The organism is Mycobacterium sp. E740, from assembly GCF_001672895.1.
In the GTDB taxonomy this organism is placed as follows: domain Bacteria; phylum Actinomycetota; class Actinomycetes; order Mycobacteriales; family Mycobacteriaceae; genus Mycobacterium.
On the sequence record NZ_LZKP01000135.1, the window covers coordinates 1 to 20,225 of the forward strand.

Sequence of the window (20,225 nt, forward strand, 5' to 3'; positions counted from 1 at the left end):
CGTCAGGCGATTTCCTCAGGAGTTTGTGTGTTGCGCAGTCATGCCGCCGGATCGTTGCGGGCCGCCGATGCCGGTCACGCGGTGACGTTGTGTGGGCGCACGCCGCGCGATTCGATCGAGGTCAGGCCGGACGACGGCGAGCCGATCGTGGTGCCGGGCCCGGTGCTGACCGACCCCGCCGAGATCGACGCGCCGGTCGACGTGGTGTTGCTGGCGGTCAAGGACACACAGAACGAGCAGGCGGGCGCGTGGCTGGCGAGGCTGTGCGACGAGCGCACGGTGGTCGGAGCGCTGCAGAACGGTGTCGAGCAGGTCGCGCGTGTCGGCCGCTACTGCCCCGCCTCGACCGTCGTGCCTGCCGCTGTGTGGGTCTCGGCGGAGCCGACGCCCGAGGGCTGGTTCCGTCTGCGGACCCAGGCGCGCCTGGTGCTGCCCGATACGGCCGGGGCCCGGACGCTGGCGGAGCTGTTCGCCGACAGCGCGGTCACGGTCGACATCGATCCGAACTTCGTCAGCGCGGCCTGGCACAAGCTGCTGGTCAACGCGGTCGTCGGCCTCATGGTGCTCAGCGGGCGGCGCGCGGGCATGTTCCGTCGCGACGACGTGGCGGCGTTGGCACGGCGCTATCTCGCCGAGTGCCTGGCCGTCGCACGGGCCGAGGGTGCGCAACTGGGCGACGAGGTCATCGACGAGATCGTCGGCCTGATCGCCAGCTCGCCGGAGGACATCACCACGTCCATGCTCACCGACCGCCAGGAACACCGGCGCTTGGAATGGGACATCCGCAACGGTGTGATCATCCGCAAGGCCGCCGAGCACGGGCTGAGCACCCCGATCAGCGACGTGCTGGTTCCGCTGCTGGCCGCGGCCAGCGACGGGCCCGGCTAGACCACAGACTAGACAACGTCGTCTACTGTGTATGGCCATGCAGCCGTGCGAACGCGTCAGCCTCGAGTTCGTCGAAAGTGCGCCGTTCCGGTTCGTCAGCACCGTCGACCTCACGATCACCCCCGAGCAACTCTTCGAGGTGCTCGGCGACGCGCAGTCCTGGCCCCAGTGGGCGACCGTGATCACCAACGTCGAATGGACGAGCCCCGAACCGCGCGGCATCGGCACCACCCGCACCGTGACGATGCGCGGCGGCATCGTCGGCGACGAGGAGTTCCTTGCCTGGGAACCCTTCCGCCACATGGCCTTTCGGTTCAATGAGGCCTCGACGGGAAGTATCGCGGCGTTCGCCGAAGACTATCGGGTGGTCGAGACCCCCGGCGGCTGCCATCTGACGTGGGTGATGGCGATGAAGCCCAACGGACTCGCCGCCAGGATCGGCATGTCGCTGGGCCGGCCGGTGATGGGTTGGATGTTCCAGAAATTCCTCTACAACCTGCGCGACTACACGAACAGGCGGTTCGCCGCGAGCTGACCAGCCGCGAATCTGTGGCCCCACTGAATCGCGATGTGGAAAGCTGATCGTCATGACCTTCAACGAAGGCATGCAGATCGATACGAGCACCACGTCGACCAGCGGTGGCGGGCCGGGCCGCGGGATCGCGATCGGTGGCGGTGTCGGCGGCTTGCTGATCATGGTGATCGCGTTGTTCCTCGGCGTCGACCCCAGCGGGATGGTTCCGCAACAGGGCCAGTACGACAACCAGGGCGTCGAGGCGCCCGGCTTCGACCTCAGCCAGTGCAAGACCGGTGCGGACGCCAACGAGATCGTGCAGTGCCGCGTGGTGGCGACGGGAAACTCGGTCGACGGGGTGTGGGAGCAGCAGCTGCGCAACTACACGCGGCCCAACATGAGACTGTTCAGTGGATCAGTGCAGACCGGATGCGGCCCCGCGACCAGCGAAGTCGGTCCGTTCTACTGCCCCGTCGACCATACGGCGTACTTCGACGTCGACTTCTTCGACGTGCTGAAGAACCAGTTCGGTTCCAGCGGTGGCCCGTTGGCGCAAGAATACGTCGTCGCGCACGAATACGGCCACCACGTGCAGAACCTGCTCGGTGCGCTCGGGCGTTCGCAAGGTCCCGGCGCCGCGGGTGCGACGGGCGCCGGGGTGCGCACCGAACTGCAGGCCGACTGCTATGCGGGCGTGTGGGCGCATTACGCCTCCATCACCAAGCAGGAAGGCACCGACGTGACGTTCCTGAAACCGTTGACCGACCAGGACATCAACGACGCGTTGTCGGCGGCGGCATCCGTCGGCGACGACCGGATCCAGGAGCAGGCCACCGGCCGGATCAATCCCGAGGCATGGACGCACGGTTCCGCGGAGCAGCGCCAGAAGTGGTTCACCGAGGGCTACCGCACCGGGGACCCGAAGGCGTGTGACACCTTCGCAACGAACGACCTTGGGTAGGGCCCCCACGGCCGTCGACGCCGTCGCCGAACGCTATCTCGAGACGTTCGCCCGCCTCGACCCCTGCGCGGCAACGGAAATGGGCATCGCTGGCCATGACGAGGACATCACCGACTACTCCCCCGACGGCGTCGCAGCACGCGCCGACGCGGCCCGCGCCACGCTGAGAGAACTCGAGGCGGTCGAGGTCGCCGACGACGTCGACGAGGTGACGGTCGCCGCGATGCGCGAACGCCTCGGCATCGCGGTCGAGATCAACGATGCCGGACTCGACGTCGGTGAGCTCAATGTCATCGCCTCTCCCCTGCAGTCGATGCGCGACGTGTTCGACCTGATGCCGACGGCGACCGACGACGACTGGGCGGTGATCGACCGGCGGCTGTCCCGGGTGCCCGACCGGGTGGCCGGATACGCCGACGCGCTGCGCGCCGCAGTCGCGGACGGGCATCCACCGGCAGTACGCCAGGTCGCCCGTGGCATCGACCAGTCGACCAGTATCCAGCATCTGTTCGTCGACATGGTCAGCCGAGCCGCCCCGAAAAGCTCTGCGCTGCAAGACCAGTTGCAGCAGCGGGCGGCCAACGCCGCGCACGCCTACCGGGAGCTGGGCCGGATTCTCGGAGACGAGATTGCACCGTATGCGCACCAGGAGGATGCGGTCGGGCGCGACACATACCAGCTGTGGTCGCGGTCGTTCCTCGGCGCGACGGTCGACTTCGACGAAACCTACGAGTGGGGCTTGTCGCTGCTGGAAAGCATTGTCGCCGAACAGGAAGCACTGACCCAGCAGCTCTATCCCGGCGCTTCCGTGGCCGAGGCGCTGCGCCGCCTCGACGGTGAAGAGCGATACGCGGTACACGGCGTCGACGCGTTGCAGGCGTGGATGCAGGACCTCTCCGACCGCGCGGTCGAGTCACTGGCCGACACACACTTCGACATCGCGGAGTCGCTGCGACGGCTGGAGTGCCGCATCGCACCGACGCACACCGGCGGCATCTACTACACCGGCCCGTCGGAAGACTTCAGCAGGCCGGGCCGCATGTGGTGGTCGGTGCCCCACGGCGTGGAGACGTTTCACACGTGGCAGGAGACCACGACGGTCTTCCATGAGGGCGTTCCGGGGCACCATCTGCAGATCGGCCGGGCGGTGGTGCTCGCCGACCGGCTCAACCGCTGGCGCCGTCTTGGCTGCTGGGTGTCGGGGCATGGTGAGGGCTGGGCACTGTACGCCGAACGGCTGATGGCTGAGCTCGGCTGGCTCGACGATCCCGGCAACCGCATCGGAATGCTTGATGCACAACGCTTTCGAGCCGCACGCGTGGTCATCGACATCGGGGTGCACTGCGGGATGACGGCACCCGACGGAGGGGTGTGGGACGCCGAGAGAGCTTGGGCGTTTCTGACGTCGCACAGCGCGATGAACGAAGAGCACCTGCAGTTCGAACTCGACCGTTACCTGGGCTGGCCGGGCCAGGCGCCGTCGTACGCGATCGGGCAGCGCATCTGGCAACAGTTACGCGATGAGACGCTCGGCCGCGGGGTGTCGCTCAAGGACTTCCACAGCCGCGCACTGGATCTCGGCGGGCTGCCGCTCGACGTGCTCAAGACCGCGTTGTCGAATTGAGCGTCGCGGCCTACCGTCGAGGCATGCACTCCGCGACCATCACGCCGAACCTGACCATGCTCGTCGTCGGGGGCTGGCAGGTCTACGCCTGGCGCGACGGCGATTCGGTCACGCTGATCGACACCGGCGCACCGGGTTCCGGCGCTGCCATCTTCGAAGCGGTGCCCGGCGTCGACCGGATTGTGTTGACGCACGGGCACGTCGACCACGTCGGTTCGGCGGCCGAGCTGCGAAACTTGACCGCGGCCACCGTGATGGCCGGCGCCGGGGACGCGGCCGCGATCCGCGACGGCGCTCCCCTGCCGAGCCCGGTGTTCGAGGACTGGGAGATTCCGATTCACGAGCGGGTCGCCGCCGGACTCCCCGCTGCCGCGGACCCTGTCGACGTGGACCGTGAACTCCAAGACGGCGACCTCCTCGACTTCGGCGGCGGTGCGGAGGTTCTGTCGATACCGGGCCACACCGAGGGCAGCATCGCGATTCATCTGCCCCGCCACCGCGTGTTACTGACCGGAGACACCATCGCCAATGTCGGAACGCTCATGCTCGGCACTTTCAACCAGGACCGCTCCCGCACGGTGGCGTCGTTTCGCCGACTTGCAGCCCTCGACGTCGACATCGCCTGCTTCGGCCACGGCGAGCCGCTCGCATCGGACGCCGGTGCCCGGCTGCGTGAAGTGGCAGCGACGCTGACGTAATTTCAGCGGCGAGCGCGGCCAGCGGTTCGGCGCTGATCGCCGGCCATCATCCGAAAGTGTAAGAGCCACGCGTGAGTGGAGGTCAGCCCTCAGCGCTTGAGGCGTCGGCGAGTAGCGTCATCCGCGCAAGGAGGCCACCATGCACATCGCTGTTGCCGGAGCGACGGGAAACATCGGCGCGCGCACCGTCGCGGCGCTCGAACGCGACGGCCACGACGTCGTCCGAATCAGCCGCTCATCCGGCGTCGACTTGATGTCCGGCGACGGACTGGACGCCGCGCTGGCCGGCGTCGAAGCGGTCGTCGACGCCGTCAACGCACCGCCCACCGACCGAGACGGCACCGTCGAATACTTCGGAACCACCACACGCAACCTGCTCGCCGCCGAACAGCGCGCCGGCGTGCGCCACCACGTGCTGCTGTCGATCGTGGGGATTGCCGGCATCGACGGGAACGCCCACTACTCGGGCAAGCGCGAACAGGAGCGGCTGGTCGCCGAAGGCCCGGTGCCCTGGACGATCGTGCCTGCCACACAGTTTCACGACTTCGCGGCGATGGTCACCAGTTGGACCGAGCGCGACGGCGTGGCGACGATTGCGCCGCTGCTCGTGCAGCCGATCGCGCCGAACGACATCGCCGAGATACTGGCGGAGGTCGCCGTGGGCCAGCCGCAGGGTCGCTACGTCGACGTCGCCGGCCCCGAGCCGCAAGACCTCGTCGACATGGCCCGCCGAACTCTGTTGGTCAGGGGCCGCCGCGTCAAGCTCGTGCCGACCTGGTCGGGCATCTTCGGTCTGTCGATGGCGGGAAACGCGTTGCTGCCCAACGACAATGCTCGCTTGGCGCCGACGACGTTCGACGACTGGCTCGCTGCGGGCGCCGAATAGACAGGAGCATCCGACGTGACTGAACTCTCCTTGGCGGGCAAGGTCGCCTACGTGACGGGCGCTGCCCGCGGGCAGGGCCGTTCGCACTGCGTTCGATTGGCCCGCGCAGGGGCCGACATCGTCGCGATCGACGCCTGCGGCCCGGTCGCCGAGCACAACGGCTACCCGCCCGCGCTGCCCGAAGACCTCGCCGAGACGGTGAGCCTGGTGGAGGGTGAGGGCCGCAAGATCCTCGCCGACCGCGTCGACGTCCGTGACGCCGAGGGTCAGCGGCGCGTGGTGGCCGACGCGATCGAGCAGTTCGGCCGCCTCGACATCGTCGTCGCCAACGCCGGCGTCATGAATTGGGGCCGGTTGTGGGAGATTTCTCCCCAGCAGTGGCAGGACGTCCTCGACGTGAACCTGACCGGCGTCTGGAACACCATCAGGGCGGTGGTGCCGCCGATGATCGAGGCGGGCAACGGCGGGTCGATCATCAATATCAGTTCAGCCGCGGGAATCAAGGCAGTACCCGGCTGCGGCCACTATTGCGCAAGCAAGTTCGGCGTTGTCGCGCTGACCAATTCGCTGGCGGTCGAACTGGGCGAGTTCGGCATCCGGGTCAACTCCGTGCACCCGTACGGCACCGACACCCCGATGGGCAACGACACCTCGATGTGGCAGATCTTCGCCGACCACGCCAACTACATCCACAGCTTCTCCCCCGGTGCGCTGCCCACTGATTCGCTGGCCGATCCGGACCTGATCTCCGACATCGTCGTGTGGCTGGCCGGCGACGCGTCGTCACTGGTGACCGCGGCCCAGATCCCGGCGGACAAGGGCTATCTGAAGATCTGAGTTCCGCGAACGTCGAGCTACAGGCGCGACTGCTCCTTGATCGCCGCGTCGGTGGTGCGCAGCGGACGGATCAAGGCGTCCTGGCTGAACGACGCGATCAGCTCACCGGATTCGGTGTGCACCGTGCCGCGCACGTAGGACATGCCCGCACCGACCTGCGTGCTCTCGTGGCTGTACAGCAGCCAGCCGTCCCACCGGAACGGCTCATGGAAGCTGACCGAAACCGTCATCGGCGCGGTCGACACGGTCACGTGCGACTGCGCCGTCCCGATGCCCTCGTGGGCGCGCATCGTCGTCGAGATGCCCAGGTGGCCAGTCAGATACGCGACGAGGGCCTTGGCCAGCTCGTCGCGGGCCGGAATCGGGTCGTAATGCACCCAGGCGTGCAGTTCCGGCGGCCCCACCTCGTCGGGACTGTTGACGTCGACCACGTCCACCAGCCGGATCTCCCTGCCCGTCATGGCCATCCGGGCGTCGTTGGCTTCGGCCGGCGACTTGGTCTCGGGACGGGGCAGCGCGTGCCGGATGACGTCGGGCGTGGGCACATCGGTGAACACCGTCACCGTCACGCATCGCTTGCCGTTCTGCTTGGCCGACACGACGGCCGATGCGGTCGACCGGCCTTCGTTGACGACGTCGATCTCCAGCTCGAGTGGACCGGCGCCGACGAGAACCGCGCGCGCGAAAACCGCGTACACGGAGCGCACGGACTTGCCCTCGAAACGTTTGGCCGCAGCGACGATCACCTGGGCCAGCACCTGAGTGCCTTCCACGACCTGCCGATCCTCCTCGCCGGCGGGACCGGTCTCGGCGATGAATCGGTTCTCTCCGTCGGGGCGCACGTCGAACAGATCGAGCAGTCCTTCGACGGTCCACGTGTTCTGCGCTGAGTCTGTCGTCATGAAAAGGAACAGTAACCGAGCCTCTCCAAAAGCGGTAACGTCATTACCGGGGATACGCATGAGCCGGAAGGTGTCGAGATGACAAAGCCGAGCGGACGGACGGCGGCTGGGTCCGCTCGCACCGCGGCGCCGGAAAGTTCCGCCGACCCCGAGTCGCGCCCGAAACGCTTCATGAAGTCGGCGCTAGCGATCCTCGGCGAGACGGGCCGCACCGACTTCACGGTGCTCGAGGTCGTCGAGCGCTCGAAGACGTCGCTGCGGTCGTTCTACCAGCACTTCTCCACCAAGGACGAGTTGCTGCTCGCGCTGGTCGACAAGATCATGTCCGAGTCCACGCGCCGGTGGCGCGAAGACACCGCAGGACTGCCGGCCGCCAAAGCCCTTCGGGTGCTGGTCGACCGCGTCTGCACGCCTGCGGAGACGACGACCCAGGACAAGGTCAACCGCGGCTTGACCAACTACAACGACCGGCTCGCCGAGACGTTGCCGCGCGAGTACGCCAGGGTGTTGTCGCCGGTGCACGAGTTGATCAAGGACATCATCAACCGCGGCATCGCCGAGGGAGTCTTCCGCGCGGACATCAACGTCGACGCGCGGGCCGCGCTCATCATGCAGTCCGCGCTCGGCGCTATCCGGCTCCAAGTCCTCGGCGCCGAACTCAACGGCGTCCCGATCGAAGCCGACGACATCTACGACTACTGCCTGAGCGGGCTCGTCTCCCACGCCGACCGCACCTGACCTGCGTCGCACCGACCGAGAGGACGCTTCTCGGCAGCGGCTGTTTTCGCTGGTCCAGAAGTGGTAATGTCATTACCACAAACAGCCAAGCAGACTTCCAGGAGGCGCAAATGGCCCGCCAGCTTCCCTATCCGGTGTTCGACGCCGACAACCACTTCTACGAGCCCAAAGAGGCGCTGACGAAGTTCCTGCCGGACCACCGCAAGAACGTCATCGACTACATCGAGGTCCGCGGCCGCACCAAGATCATGGTGCGCAACCAGGTCAGCGACTACATCCCGAATCCGACGTTCGAGGTCGTCGCGCGTCCGGGCGCGCAGGAGGAGTACTTCAAGCACGGCAGCGGCGGCAAGAGCTTCCGCGAGGTGATGGGCAAGCCCATGAAGGCCATCCCCGCGTTCCGCGAGCCCGCCGCCCGCCTGGAGGTCATGGACGGCCTGGGGCTGGACTACTCGTTGATGTTCCCGACGCTGGCCAGCCTGGTCGAGGAACGGATGAAGGACGATCCGGAACTGATCCTCGACGTCATCCATGCGCTCAACGAGTGGATGTATGAGACCTGGCAGTTCAACTACGAGGACCGCATCTTCTCCACGCCGGTCATCAACCTGGGCATCGTCGACCGCGCCCTCGAGGAACTCGAGTGGTGTCTGGAACGCGGCGCCAAGACGGTGCTCGTCCGCCCCGCGCCTGTGCCGGGCCTGCGCGGAACCCGTTCCTTCGGCCTGCCCGAGTTCGACCCGTTCTGGGATGCGTGCGTCAAGGCGGGCATCCCCGTGTCGATGCATGCGTCGGACTCCGGCTACGCCGAGTACCTCAATGACTGGGAGCCGGCCGACGAGTTCCTGCCGTTCAAACCGACCGCGTTCCGGATGGTGTCGATGGGCAAGCGACCCATCGAGGACTCGATGGCGGCCCTGGTGTGTCACGGTGCGCTGTCCCGCAATCCGGACCTGCGCGTCTTGTCCATCGAGAACGGCGCGGACTGGGTGCCCTACCTGTTCAAGCAGTTCGAGAACACCTACAAGAAAATGCCGCAGGAGTTCCCGGAGAACCCGATCGAGGCATTCAAGCGCGGCGTGTACGTCGCACCGTTCTGGGAGGACGACTTCAAGCAGATGGCCGATCTCATCGGCGTCGACCGGGTGATCTTCGGCTCGGACTGGCCGCACCCCGAAGGGCTGGCCGAACCGACGCACCTGATCGACGACCTGCAGGGGCTCGATGCGGACGGTCAGCGAAAGGTCATGGGCGCCAACATGATCGAGCTGTTCAAAGTTCCCAACGAGATCGTCCACAACCCGGACGTGCCTGCGATCGTCATCCCCGCCTGAGCCCACGCCAGTGACCGAAACCGCGAATCCCGAGGTGCTGCTGTTCGCCTCGACGACACAGTCGTTCCTCGAAAAGGAACTACCGCTGAGCCGAATACGCGAACTGCACGAGTCAGGCACCGGGTTCGAACCGCAGTGGTGGCGGCGGGCGGCCGAACTCGGCTGGACGAGCCTGCTGGTGCCCGAAGAACTCGGCGGCGGCAGCGTTTCGGGCGACGGCGTCCAGGATCTGGCGCTGGTGGCCGAGATCGCGGGGAAGACGGTCGCCCCCGGCCCGCTCCATCCGGTGAGCACGGTGCTGGCGGGACTGGTCGAGGCGCCCGAGGGGCACGAGGACACCGTCGAAGCGTTGATCGCCGGCGAGGCGACAGCCACGTGGGCGGTATACGAACCTGGCCGGCCGTGGTCGCCGTTGACACCGACGGTCACCGCGACACCGACCGCCACCGGCTTTCGCATCGACGGTGTGAAGGACCGTGTCGAAGCCGGTACCCAATGCGAAATCTTCCTGGTGACAGCCGCTTTCGAAGGCCAGGTCCGGCAATTCCTGGTGCCCGCGGATGGGTCCGGGGTGCGCGTGGAGGCCCAGCGCTCGATCGACATGGTCAAGAGCTATGCGCGGGTGCAGTTCGACGGGGTCGAGGTCGACGCGAGCGCCGCCGTCGGATCGGCAGATCAGACGACGGCGCTGATCGAGCGGCAGCACCAGATCGCGGTGCTGCTGCAGTGCGCCGAGATCGTCGGCATCCTGGAGACGGTGCTGGACTTCACCGTTCAGTGGGGTTTCGACAGGCATTCGTTCGGCCGGCCGCTGGGCTCGTATCAGGCGCTCAAGCACAAGTTCGCCGATTTGAAGATCTGGTTCGAAGGTTGCCGCGCGACGACGAACGCCGCGGTGAAGAAGGTCGCGTCGCGCTCCGCCGGCGCTCCGATGGCGGTCAGTGTCGCGAAATCCTATGTGGGCGAACATGCTCCAGCGATGTTGCAGCTCTGTATCCAGCTGCACGGCGGTATCGGGGTGACGTGGGAGCACGATCTGCACATGTTCCTGCGGCGAGTGACGCTGTACCGCTCGCTGTTCGGCACACCCGAGGACCACAATCTGCGCGTCTACTCGCTCACCAAATTGGAGCAAGCGTCATGACCGACACCGCATCGGCCCCGATCACGACGCAGGAGTCGGTCGAGGAGTTCGCTGCGCGCGCCGAGAAATGGCTCGCGCAGAACATGCCGCCGATCGATCCGAACAATCCACCCGAACACGACCGCGGCGAAGAGCAACCCTGGCAGCGGGCCCGGGAACTGCAGAAGAAGTTGTGGGACGGCGGGTTCGCCGGGATCTGCTTCCCCCAGGACTACGGCGGTCTAGGACTGCCCATCGCCTACCAGAAGGCCTTCGACGCCGTCTCGCGCTGCTATGAGCTTCCGGTGATCCTGAACACGCCGACGTTCACGATCTGCGCTGCCACCATTCTCGACACCGGCAGCGAAGAGCAGAAGCGCCAACACATCTCCGCAGCCTTGCGCGGCGACGAGGTGCTGGTGCAGCTGCTGTCCGAGCCAAGTGGCGGCTCCGATCTCGCGGGTGTGATCACGCGTGCCGACCGCAAGGGCGACAAGTGGGTCATCAACGGCGCAAAGACGTGGAGCACAAGCGCTTTCGCGGCGGACTACGGCCTGATGCTGGCCCGCACGAACTGGGATGTGCCCAAGCATGAGGGCCTGACGATGTTCCTGGTGCCGATCGACAGCCCCGGCATCACGTTGCGACGTATCAAGCAGGTCAACGGATCCGTCGAGTTCTGCGAAGAGTTCTTCGACAACCTCGAACTCGGCGACGACGCCGTGGTCGGTGAGGTCAACGAGGGCTGGCATGTCGCGTCGCGCCAGCTCTACCACGAACGACGGGCGGTCGGCGGCGGCTCGGAGTTCGCCAGCGGCATCGGGGCCGAAGGCAAATCCGATGTTCCGATGGACTACGTGTCGCTGTTGGAGAAGACGGGACAGCCGGACAACGAGCGGCTGCAAGAGATGGCGGGACGCGCGCTGGTCCACCGCGCGGTCCGCGAGCAGCTGATCGACCACGTTTACCACGGTGTCCTCGACGGCTCGCTGCCTCCGGCCGCGGGTTCGATCATCCGCATCGCCCACGCCGACGTCCACCATCTCGAATTCGACACCGCGCTGGCCATCACCGCCAGTGCCGGCGTGGTCGATGTCGACGGTGATCTCATCCGTTACGGCGAGCGCTATCTGTCGCGGCAGGCCGCGGCGCTCGGCGGCGGAACGACCGAGATCGCGCGCAACATCATCGGTGAGCGCGTGCTGGGCTTCCCCCGCGAACCCGCCGCCGACCGCGATGTGCCGTTCAAAGAGGTCAAGCGCAACAAAGGCTAGAACGGGCTAGAACAGGGTGGGCTGTAACACCTTGGCCGGTTGCGGCGCTGACCCCTCCGTGACGCGGAACGAGCGCCGGTCCGGCGCCAGGCCATGCTTGGCGACCAGCGGTGCGGCCCTGGCGTGCAACATCTTTCGGTAGTCCGGCGGCAGGTAGGCGCCGCGGCGGTAGAGTTCGCGGTACGCTGGCACCAGGTCCGGGCGCGAGCCGGCCAGCCAGTTCATGAACCAGCCGCGTGTGGAACCGCGCAGGTGCAGGCCGAACACGGTGACGCCGGTGGCGCCTGCTGCCGAGATCTGGGCGAGCAGGTCGTCGAGATGCGCGACCGAGTCCGTAAGATGCGGCAACACTGGGGCCACCATCACGTGGCAGTCCAGCCCCGCGTCGCGGATCGCGGCGATCAGCCCGAGCCGCGCTTGCGGTGCGGGGGTACCGGGTTCTACTTCCTTGTGCAGATCGGGATCGCCCACCGCGAGAGAGACCGCGACGCTGACGTCGACTTGTCGCACGGCTTCGCCGAGCAGCGGTAGATCGCGCCGCAGCAGGGTGCCCTTGGTCAGAATCGAGAACGGGGTGCCCGAATCGGTCAGCGCCGAGATGATGCCAGGCATCAACGCGTAGCGGCCTTCCGCCCGTTGGTAGGGGTCGGTGTTGGTGCCCAGTGCCACGGTCTCGCGCTGCCACGACTTTCGCGCGAGTTCGCGACGCAGCACATCGGCGACGTTGGTCTTCACGACGACCTGGCTGTCGAAGTCGCTACCGCTGTCGAGGTCGAGGTATTCGTGGGTGGGCCGGGCGAAACAGTAGCGGCAGGCGTGTGAGCAACCGCGATAGCCGTTGACGGTGTACTTGAACGGCAGCATCGAACTGTTGGGCACCTTGTTCAGCGCGGACTTGCAGAGCACTTCGTGAAAGGTGATGCCGTCGAACTGCGGGGTACGTACACTGCGCACGAATCCGATGCGTTGCAGACCGGGCAGCGCTCCGTCGTCGACGCCGACGCCTTGCCCGTCCCACCGCATACATTCGATTCGAACTCACGTTCGATCAGATGTCAAGGTCGCCGCGCGGAAGCTTGCCCAGGCCTCCCCTCAACGCCTGGGCAAGCTGCGCCGCGAAGCGTCTAGCGCAGAAACCTCACCACTGACTGAGCTGGCACTGCACGGTGTACGGGCCGTCGTGTTGCACCGCGACCTGACCGTCGATCGCGATCTCGCAGTGCGGCGTCGGCGGGGCCTGCATCGCGTGCACGCCGGTGCTCGCGGTCAGGATCGCCCACTGCGGGTCCTCGAGCTTGGTCTCGAACACCCACGGCACGCCGGGCTGAAGGACGACCGACTCCTTCTTCAGGTAGGCATACGCGTCGGCGTTGTAAGCCGCCTTGCTCGCAGGTTGCGCCGTCAAATAGTTGAGCTGGAAGTCGGCGGCATTCGACGCCGTCAGCGTGTACCGGACCAGGTGACCGTCCGACTGGGCGTCTGCCGTTGCATGGCTGACGGCAATCGACGCCACCGCCAGCATGAACGCCGCCCCGACCTTGGCTGAAGCTGTTCGCATGTCCGTGACATCGCCGGACGATACAAAAGCGTTACAGGCCCACCCCCCTTGGCGCACCCTCCCTTGGCGCGAGCGCGCGTGTTTGCGCACGACACGCCGCTATTCTTCGACAGTTCGCGCACGTTCGCGACAGCCGAATGGCACAGTTCACCCGTGGACACACCATCCGAGAACCGGGTGCTCGCAGACACGGGCGGGCTGGTCGTCACCGACGACGGACGCCGCGTCCTCGTCGTCGACCGCGGGACGGGCGCGCTCGCCGTACTGGCCTTCGTGCTGGGAATCCTGACGCTCGTCGCGGCCGGCTTCGGCGTCGTCGCGCTGATTTCAGGTGTGCCGTCGCGTCTCCTCGGAGCCGTGTTCGTCGCGATCGGAGTGGTGATCGCGGTGCTCGCGTTCGTCGTCGTGCGCAGAATCCGTCGCATGCGCGGCCGGCCGTTGCACGAATGCCGTCCAGCGGCGGTACTCGATCGCAAGCTCAAGCTCTTCAGCTACCGCGGCGGGGCGTTGGTCCAGCTCGACCAGGTACGGTTCGCGCGCAAGTTCCAGATCGGTTCCAGCTCACCGAAGCTCGTCGCGGTCACGCCCGGCGGGACGAAGGTGCTCAAGCGGGGCAACCCCTTCGACGGCGGCGTCGGCAACGTCGACGAGTTGCTCAACGCGGTGAGTCGGGGCGACTGACCGGGGGTGCTGATGCGGCGGCGTGAACGTGCCGAAACTGCTGAAAATACGCGGCGTGTCGTGTGCAAACACGCACGCTCGCGCCAAGAAGGGACTAGCGGCGGTTGAGCCGGGTGAGCACCTCGGTGAACACGTCGTCGACCGGGACGTCCGTCTGCTCGCCTGTCGCGAGGTTCTTCACACCGACGGTGCCCGCCTCGATGTCGCGGTCACCCGCTACCAGCGCAAGCGACGCACCCGAACGGTCGGCCGCGCGCATGGCACCCTTGATTCCCCGGTCGCCGTAGGCGATGTCGACCCGCACGCCGGCCGCCCGCAGTCGAGCGCCCAGCACCGCGAGCCTCACCTTGGCCTGCTCCCCCAGCGGCACGCCGAACACGTCGACCCGCGCCGTCCCGCCGACGGTCTTGCCCTCGGCCTTGAGCGCGAGGACAGTGCGGTCGACCCCGAGCCCAAACCCGATGCCGGACAGGTCTTTTCCGCCGAGCTGAGCCATCAACCCGTCGTAGCGCCCCCCGCCGCCGATACCCGACTGCGCACCCAGGCCGTCGTGCACGAACTCGAACGTCGTCTTGGTGTAGTAGTCCAGCCCGCGCACCATGCGCGGGTTGATGACGTACGGCACCCCGAGCGCATCGAGATGGGCCAGGACGGTGTCGAAATGCTGCTTGGCGACGTCGGAGAGATGGTCCAGCATGACGGGCGCGTCGGCGGTCATCTCGCGGACCGCGGGCCGCTTGTCGTCGAGCACGCGCAGCGGGTTGATCTCCGCGCGCCGCCGGGTGTCTTCGTCGAGGTCGAGCTTGAACAGGAAGTCCTGCAACAGTTCTCGGTACTGCGGACGGCAGGTGTCGTCGCCGAGCGAGGTGATCTCCAGCCGGAAACCGTCGAGCCCCAGCGAGCGGAAACCGGCGTCGGCGATCGCGATCACCTCGGCGTCGAGCGCCGGGTCGTCGACACCGATCGCCTCGACACCGACCTGCTGCAGCTGGCGGTACCGGCCGGCCTGTGGACGTTCGTAGCGGAAGAACGGCCCGGCGTAGCAGAGCTTCACCGGCAAGGGCCCCCGATCGAGCCCGTGTTCGATGACCGCGCGCATCACACCCGCGGTCCCCTCGGGGCGCAGCGTCACCGACCGGCCGCCGCGATCGGCGAAGGTGTACATCTCCTTGGACACGACATCGGTGGACTCGCCGACCCCGCGCGCGAACAGCGCTGTGTCCTCGAAGATGGGCAGTTCGATGTCGCCGTAACCGGCGCGCCGGGCCGTGTCGAGCAGCCCGTCACGGACGCCGACGAACTGCGCCGAGTCGGGCGGCAGGTAGTCCGGGACGCCCTTGGGCGCCTGAAAGTCAGTCACTCAGCTCAAGCCTTCGAGAAACGGGTTGGTGCGGCGTTCGAACCCGATCGTGGACTTCGGCCCATGCCCCGGTAGTACCACGGTGTCGTCGTCGAGCACCAACAGTTTGTTGACGATCGAGCCGAGCAGGTCCCGGCCGCTGCCGCCCGGCAGGTCCGTGCGGCCCACCGACTGTTTGAACAGGGTATCGCCCGTGAAAGCCACCGAGCCGGGCCCCGACCCGACCGGCGCATCGACGCGGAACACCACCGACCCTCGGGTGTGGCCCGGCGTGTGGTCGATGGTGACCGTCACGCCGCCCAGTTCGACCTTGTCGCCGTCCTTGTCCAGTTCGACGACCTGTTTGGGTTCGCGGAACATGGCCCCGAACGCGATCTGTGCCAGCCGGGGCCCGAAGTCCTTGATCGGATCGGCGAGCATGAAGCGATCTTCGGGGTGGATGTAGGCGGGGCAGCCATACGTGTCGGCGACCTTCTGCGCGGACCAGATGTGATCGACGTGTCCATGGGTGAGCAGTACCGCTGCCGGGGTCAGGCGGTTCTCGTCGAGAATCCGGCGCAGGGGTCCCATGGCGCGCTGCCCGGGATCGACGACGATGGCGTCGGCCCCGCTGCGTAGGGCCAGCACGTAGCAGTTACAGGCCAGCATGCCGGCCGGAAACCCGGTGATGAACACGATCGCCAGTTTCCCATCCCGCACGGCGCGGGTCGCAGCGCCACACTCAGCAACGCCTGGCACACTCGGTGCCGACCGATCGACACGAGGAGGGCATGAGGCGGTGCCGACGAACGAACAGCGGCGGGAGACAGCCAAGCGCAAGCTCGAGCGGCAGATGGAACGCCGCGCCGAGAAGGCACGCAAGCGGCGCTTGTACACGATCATCGGCTCGGTCGTGGGCGCGCTCGTCGTGATCGCGGCCGTGGTCGCGACCTTCGTCATCACCAACCGTCACTCCGACAACCCGGCGCCCGCACCGACGGCCCGCGGCGGGCTGCCGGCGTTCGTGGCACCCGCCGGGCTCGGCGAGAACTGCCAGTACCCGGCCTCGCCCGGCAAAGCGAGCAAGAACGTCAAGCCGCCGCGCACCGGCAAGGTGCCCACCGATCCCGCGCAGGTCAGCGCCAGCATGGCGACCGATCAGGGCAACATCGGGCTGATGCTGGACAACGCCAAGGCGCCGTGCACGGTGAACAGCTTCGCCAACCTCGCCCAGCAAGGTTTCTTCAACGACACCACGTGCCACCGCCTGACCACCGCCGACACACTCAAGGTCCTGCAGTGCGGCGATCCGACCGCACAGGGCAGCGGCGGCCCGGGTTATGCCTTCGCCAATGAATACCCCACTAACCAGTACCAGCCCGGCGATCCGGCGCTTGCCGAACCGGTGGTCTATCCGCGCGGCACCCTGGCCATGGCCAACGCCGGAGCCGACACCAACGGAAGCCAGTTCTTCCTGGTCTATCAGGACTCGAAGCTGCCTCCGAACTACACGGCGTTCGGCACGATCGACGACACCGGTCTGGCCACGCTGGACAAGATCGCCGCGGCCGGGGTCGCCGGCGGCGGCGACGACGGTGCACCGGCCACCCCGGTCAAGGTGAAGTCGATCCTGCTGGACTGAGTCCTACTTGCTGGGGGCGGTCTCGATGTAGAACTCGACATCCTCACCTTCGACCTTGGTGACCCGCATGTTCGCGGTGTACTGGCTGCCCTCCGGACCGGTGAACCTGCACTCGAACGTCGTGCCCTCTTTGGCCTTTACGCCGTCGGGGCACTTCACGTCCGTCGGTTTGAACCCGGTCTGCTCCGAGACGAGGTCGACGACGGACTTGGCGGCCCCTTCCGGCTTGATGGTCGAACTGCAGCCGACGGCCCCGAGGCACAGCGCGGAAACGACGATCAGCAATGCGGGCCGCATCGCCGAAGTATGGCAGACCTGACGACGATTGACCGGCTCGAACGGAATCTGCGAGCTACGCCGCGGACGTCACCCGGTAGACGTCGTACACGCCCTCCACATTGCGCACGACGTTGAGCACATGACCGAGATGCTTGGGGTCGCCCATCTCGAAGGTGAACCGGCTGATCGCCACCCGGTCGTTCGACGTCGTCACCGAAGCACTCAGGATGTTGACCTTCTCGTCGGCCAGCACCCTGGTCACGTCCGAGAGCAGCCGGTGCCGGTCCAGCGCCTCGACCTGGATGGCGACGAGGAACACCGAAGACGGTGACGGCGCCCACTTGACGTCGATGATGCGCTCCGATTGTTGTTGCAGCGACGAGGCATTCGTGCAGTCGGTACGGTGCACGCTCACACCGCCACCACGGGTCACGAAGCCCATGATGTTGTCACCGGGCACCGGGGTGCAGCACTTGGCCAGCTTGGTGAGCACCCCGGGTGCGCCGGGAACAGCCACTCCGACATCGTCATTGGTGCGGTGCCGCACCGGCATCGTCGCGGGCGTGGAGCGCTCAGCCAGCTCGTCGGAGGCGTCCTCGTCGCCTCCGACCTGGGCCACCAGTCGCTGCACGACATGCCGCGCCGAGACATGGCCTTCGCCCACCGCGGTGTAGAGCGCGGAGACGTCCACATAGCGCAGTTCCCGGGCCAGCGCACCCATCGACTCGGCATTCATCAACCGCTGCAACGAAAGTCCGCCGCGACGTACCTCCCGCGCAATCGCGTCCTTGCCGGCCTCGAGCGCCTCCTCGCGCCGCTCCTTGGCGAACCACTGGCGGATCTTGGCCTTCGCACGCGGCGAGACCACGAATGTCTGCCAGTCGCGCGACGGGCCCGCGTTGAGCGCCTTGGAGGTGAAAACCTCGACCACTTCCCCGTTTTCGAGCTTGCGCTCCAGCGCGACGAGGCGGCCGTTGACCCGTGCGCCGATGCAGCGGTGGCCGACCTCCGTGTGCACCGCATAGGCGAAGTCCACCGGCGTGGATCCGGTGGGCAGCGTGATGACGTCGCCCTTCGGGGTGAAGACGAAGATTTCCTGCACCGCAAGGTCGTAACGCAGCGACTCAAGGAACTCGCCGGGGTCGGCGGCCTCCCGTTGCCAGTCGAGCAGCTGGCGCATCCAGGCCATGTCGTCGATCTCGGCCGACGAGTGCTGATTGGGAACGGCGTTGCGCCCCTTGGTCTCCTTGTACCGCCAGTGCGCGGCGATGCCCAGTTCGGCGGTCTTGTGCATGTCGTGGGTGCGGATCTGCACTTCCAGCGGTTTGCCCTCCGGGCCGACGACCGTGGTGTGCAGCGACTGGTACACCCCGTAGCGCGGCTGCGCGATGTAGTCCTTGAACCGGCCCGCCATCGGCTGCCACAGCGAATGGACGACGCCGAGAGCGGCATAGCAGTCGCGGATCTCGTCGCAGAGGATCCGCACGCCGACGAGGTCGTGGATGTCGTCGAAGTCGCGGCCTTTGACGATCATCTTCTGGTAGATCGACCAGTAGTGCTTGGGCCGTCCCTCGACGATCGCGTTGATCTTCGATGCGGCCAGCGTCGCGTCGATCTCGGCGCGCACCTTGGCCAGATAGGTGTCGCGCGAAGGTGCACGGTCGGCGACCAGTCGCACGATCTCCTCGTACTTCTTCGGGTGCAGGATCGCGAAGGCCAGGTCCTCGAGTTCCCACTTGACCGTGGCCATGCCCAACCGATGCGCAAGGGGCGCAATGACTTCCAGGGTTTCACGCGCCTTGCGCGCCTGCTTCTCCGGCGGCAGGAACCGCATGGTGCGCATGTTGTGCAGCCGGTCGGCGACCTTGATCACCAGCACGCGGGCGTCGCGCGCCATCGCGATGATCATCTTGCGGATGGTCTCGCCCTCGGCGGCGGTGCCCAGTGCGACCTTGTCCAGCTTGGTGACCCCGTCGACCAGATGGCCCACCTCGTCGCCGAACTCCTCGGTCAGCGCTTCCAGCGTGTACCCGGTGTCCTCGACAGTGTCGTGCAGCAGCGCCGCGATCAGCGTGGTGGTGTCCATGCCGAGTTCGGCCAGAATGTTGGCCACTGCCAACGGATGCGTGATGTAGGGATCCCCCGAGCGCCGCAGTTGGTCGGCGTGACGCTGCTCGGCCACCTCGTAAGCCCGCTGCAACAACTGCAGATTGGCTTTCGGGTAGATCTCCTTGTGGACCGCGACCAGCGGCTCGAGCACCGGGTTGATCGCGCTGCGCTGCGCAGTCATCCGGCGCGCCAACCGCGCCCGCACACGACGCGACGCGCTCGCCGAAGCCTTCGGCGTCTCCGCCGCTGGGGTCTCGTTCGGTGCCGCGGCCGGCGGCGACTGCACGGCCTGGCCCGTACCGGGTTCGTCAGCCATGCTCACCTCCGATGCTGCCGATGCGGTCTACGGCTCGACTCCGAGGATATCCTTCAGACCCGGTGCAATGACGTGACTGGCAACGGCTCGAGTGCGCGCCGTCCGTCGAGCGCGGTCAGCTCGAGCAGCACCGCCGCCCCGGTCACCGACGCGCTCGCCGAAGCGGCTTCCGGTGCTGACCTGGTGGCCGGAATCGACGCGCGCGGTTTCCTGTTGGGCGCCGCGGTCGCGCTGCGACTGGGAACGGGCGTCCTGGCGATCCGCAAGGGCGGCAAGCTGCCGCCGCCGGTCTACAGCGAGACCTACTCGCTCGAATACGGCACCGCGACGCTGGAGATCCCGGCCGACGGACTCGACGTCGCCGGGCGCTCCGTGCTGATCATCGACGACGTGCTGGCCACCGGCGGGACAGCTGCCGCGGCGGTCAAGTTGCTGCGACACGCCGGCGCGTCGGTGACCGGGGCGGCGGTGCTGCTCGAGCTGACCGCGCTCGACGGACGGCGCGCACTCGAGCCGTTGCCA

20 protein-coding genes and 1 pseudogene are annotated in these 20,225 nt (G+C 67.0%); 14 read left to right on the top strand and 7 right to left on the bottom strand.

Annotation, left to right across the window (positions count from 1 at the left end; genetic code table 11):
- Positions 1-9 precede the first annotated feature (9 nt).
- From A5663_RS12830 to A5663_RS12860, 7 genes are all read left to right on the top strand, one after another.
- The gene (locus A5663_RS12830) at positions 10-888 is read left to right on the top strand and encodes an oxidoreductase (protein WP_068149145.1); all 879 of its coding nucleotides are present in this window, start codon (positions 10-12) and stop codon (positions 886-888) included.
- Positions 889-919: 31 nt separating this feature from the next.
- Positions 920-1,423: an SRPBCC family protein gene (locus tag A5663_RS12835; RefSeq protein ID WP_068149148.1), complete on the top strand. Its 504-nt coding sequence runs from the start codon at positions 920-922 to the stop codon at positions 1,421-1,423.
- A 52-nt stretch (positions 1,424-1,475) separates the two neighbouring features.
- Positions 1,476-2,363, top strand: a complete 888-nt coding sequence (locus tag A5663_RS12840; RefSeq protein ID WP_068149151.1) for a neutral zinc metallopeptidase — start codon at positions 1,476-1,478, stop codon at positions 2,361-2,363.
- The gene (locus A5663_RS12845; protein ID WP_068149157.1) at positions 2,356-3,987 is read left to right on the top strand and encodes a DUF885 domain-containing protein; all 1,632 of its coding nucleotides are present in this window, start codon (positions 2,356-2,358) and stop codon (positions 3,985-3,987) included. The genes A5663_RS12840 and A5663_RS12845 overlap by 8 nt, the downstream gene beginning before the upstream one ends.
- Positions 3,988-4,010: 23 nt before the next feature.
- Positions 4,011-4,685, top strand: coding sequence for an MBL fold metallo-hydrolase (locus A5663_RS12850; RefSeq protein WP_068149158.1), 675 nt, complete (start codon positions 4,011-4,013; stop codon positions 4,683-4,685).
- Positions 4,686-4,824: 139 nt separating this feature from the next.
- The gene (locus tag A5663_RS12855) at positions 4,825-5,571 is read left to right on the top strand and encodes an SDR family oxidoreductase (RefSeq protein WP_068149160.1); all 747 of its coding nucleotides are present in this window, start codon (positions 4,825-4,827) and stop codon (positions 5,569-5,571) included.
- 15 nt (positions 5,572-5,586) lie between these two features.
- Positions 5,587-6,408, top strand: a complete 822-nt coding sequence (locus A5663_RS12860) for a mycofactocin-coupled SDR family oxidoreductase (protein ID WP_068149164.1) — start codon at positions 5,587-5,589, stop codon at positions 6,406-6,408.
- A 17-nt stretch (positions 6,409-6,425) separates the two neighbouring features.
- On the opposite strand, the gene A5663_RS12865 is transcribed toward A5663_RS12860, so the two are convergent.
- The gene (locus A5663_RS12865) at positions 6,426-7,310 is read right to left on the bottom strand and encodes an acyl-CoA thioesterase II (protein WP_068149168.1); all 885 of its coding nucleotides are present in this window, start codon (positions 7,308-7,310) and stop codon (positions 6,426-6,428) included.
- Between the two features lie 78 nt (positions 7,311-7,388).
- Between A5663_RS12865 and A5663_RS12870 the strand changes: the two genes are divergently transcribed.
- The 4 genes from A5663_RS12870 (at position 7,389) to A5663_RS12885 (ending at position 11,779) form a co-directional block, all read left to right on the top strand.
- The gene (locus A5663_RS12870) at positions 7,389-8,048 is read left to right on the top strand and encodes a TetR/AcrR family transcriptional regulator (protein WP_068149171.1); all 660 of its coding nucleotides are present in this window, start codon (positions 7,389-7,391) and stop codon (positions 8,046-8,048) included.
- 110 nt (positions 8,049-8,158) lie between these two features.
- Positions 8,159-9,382: an amidohydrolase family protein gene (locus A5663_RS12875; protein ID WP_068149174.1), complete on the top strand. Its 1,224-nt coding sequence runs from the start codon at positions 8,159-8,161 to the stop codon at positions 9,380-9,382.
- A 10-nt stretch (positions 9,383-9,392) separates the two neighbouring features.
- Positions 9,393-10,526, top strand: a complete 1,134-nt coding sequence (locus A5663_RS12880) for an acyl-CoA dehydrogenase family protein (protein ID WP_068149177.1) — start codon at positions 9,393-9,395, stop codon at positions 10,524-10,526.
- Complete coding sequence (locus A5663_RS12885; protein WP_068149181.1) at positions 10,523-11,779, top strand: acyl-CoA dehydrogenase family protein; 1,257 nt, start codon at positions 10,523-10,525, stop codon at positions 11,777-11,779. Before A5663_RS12880 ends, A5663_RS12885 begins: the two co-directional genes overlap by 4 nt.
- A 6-nt stretch (positions 11,780-11,785) precedes the next feature.
- Here A5663_RS12885 and A5663_RS12890 read toward each other — a convergent pair whose 3' ends face one another.
- Complete coding sequence (locus A5663_RS12890; RefSeq protein WP_068149185.1) at positions 11,786-12,802, bottom strand: Rv2578c family radical SAM protein; 1,017 nt, start codon at positions 12,800-12,802, stop codon at positions 11,786-11,788.
- Positions 12,803-12,917: 115 nt separating this feature from the next.
- On the bottom strand, positions 12,918-13,337 hold the full coding sequence (locus A5663_RS12895; RefSeq protein ID WP_156744468.1) for a hypothetical protein: 420 nt from the start codon (positions 13,335-13,337) through the stop codon (positions 12,918-12,920).
- Between the two features lie 153 nt (positions 13,338-13,490).
- Between A5663_RS12895 and A5663_RS23350 the strand changes: the two genes are divergently transcribed.
- Positions 13,491-14,018 (top strand): hypothetical protein, encoded by a 528-nt coding sequence (locus A5663_RS23350; protein ID WP_197503384.1) that lies wholly within the window; start codon positions 13,491-13,493, stop codon positions 14,016-14,018.
- Positions 14,019-14,112: 94 nt separating this feature from the next.
- On the opposite strand, the gene hisS is transcribed toward A5663_RS23350, so the two are convergent.
- Both hisS and A5663_RS12910 read right to left on the bottom strand, forming a co-directional pair.
- Positions 14,113-15,378, bottom strand: a complete 1,266-nt coding sequence (gene hisS, locus A5663_RS12905; RefSeq protein ID WP_068149187.1) for a histidine--tRNA ligase — start codon at positions 15,376-15,378, stop codon at positions 14,113-14,115.
- Entirely contained in the window at positions 15,379-16,053 is a 675-nt protein-coding gene (locus tag A5663_RS12910; RefSeq protein WP_068149217.1) for an MBL fold metallo-hydrolase, read from the bottom strand. It lies immediately after the preceding gene.
- Positions 16,054-16,156: 103 nt separating this feature from the next.
- Between A5663_RS12910 and A5663_RS12915 the strand changes: the two genes are divergently transcribed.
- Positions 16,157-16,999 carry a peptidylprolyl isomerase gene (locus tag A5663_RS12915; RefSeq protein WP_068149200.1) on the top strand — a complete coding sequence of 281 codons (843 nt, stop codon included), beginning with the start codon at positions 16,157-16,159 and terminating at the stop codon, positions 16,997-16,999.
- 3 nt (positions 17,000-17,002) lie between these two features.
- On the opposite strand, the gene A5663_RS12920 is transcribed toward A5663_RS12915, so the two are convergent.
- Together A5663_RS12920 and A5663_RS12925 are read right to left on the bottom strand one after the other, a co-directional pair.
- A complete protein-coding gene (locus tag A5663_RS12920) occupies positions 17,003-17,296 on the bottom strand; it encodes a DUF4333 domain-containing protein (protein ID WP_068149203.1) in 294 nt (97 codons plus the stop codon).
- A 55-nt stretch (positions 17,297-17,351) separates the two neighbouring features.
- Positions 17,352-19,703 (bottom strand): bifunctional (p)ppGpp synthetase/guanosine-3',5'-bis(diphosphate) 3'-pyrophosphohydrolase, encoded by a 2,352-nt coding sequence (locus A5663_RS12925; protein WP_068149206.1) that lies wholly within the window; start codon positions 19,701-19,703, stop codon positions 17,352-17,354.
- A 141-nt stretch (positions 19,704-19,844) separates the two neighbouring features.
- On the opposite strand from A5663_RS12925, the pseudogene A5663_RS12930 reads away from it, so the two are divergent.
- Positions 19,845-20,225, top strand: a pseudogene (locus A5663_RS12930) (adenine phosphoribosyltransferase); the annotation flags it as partial.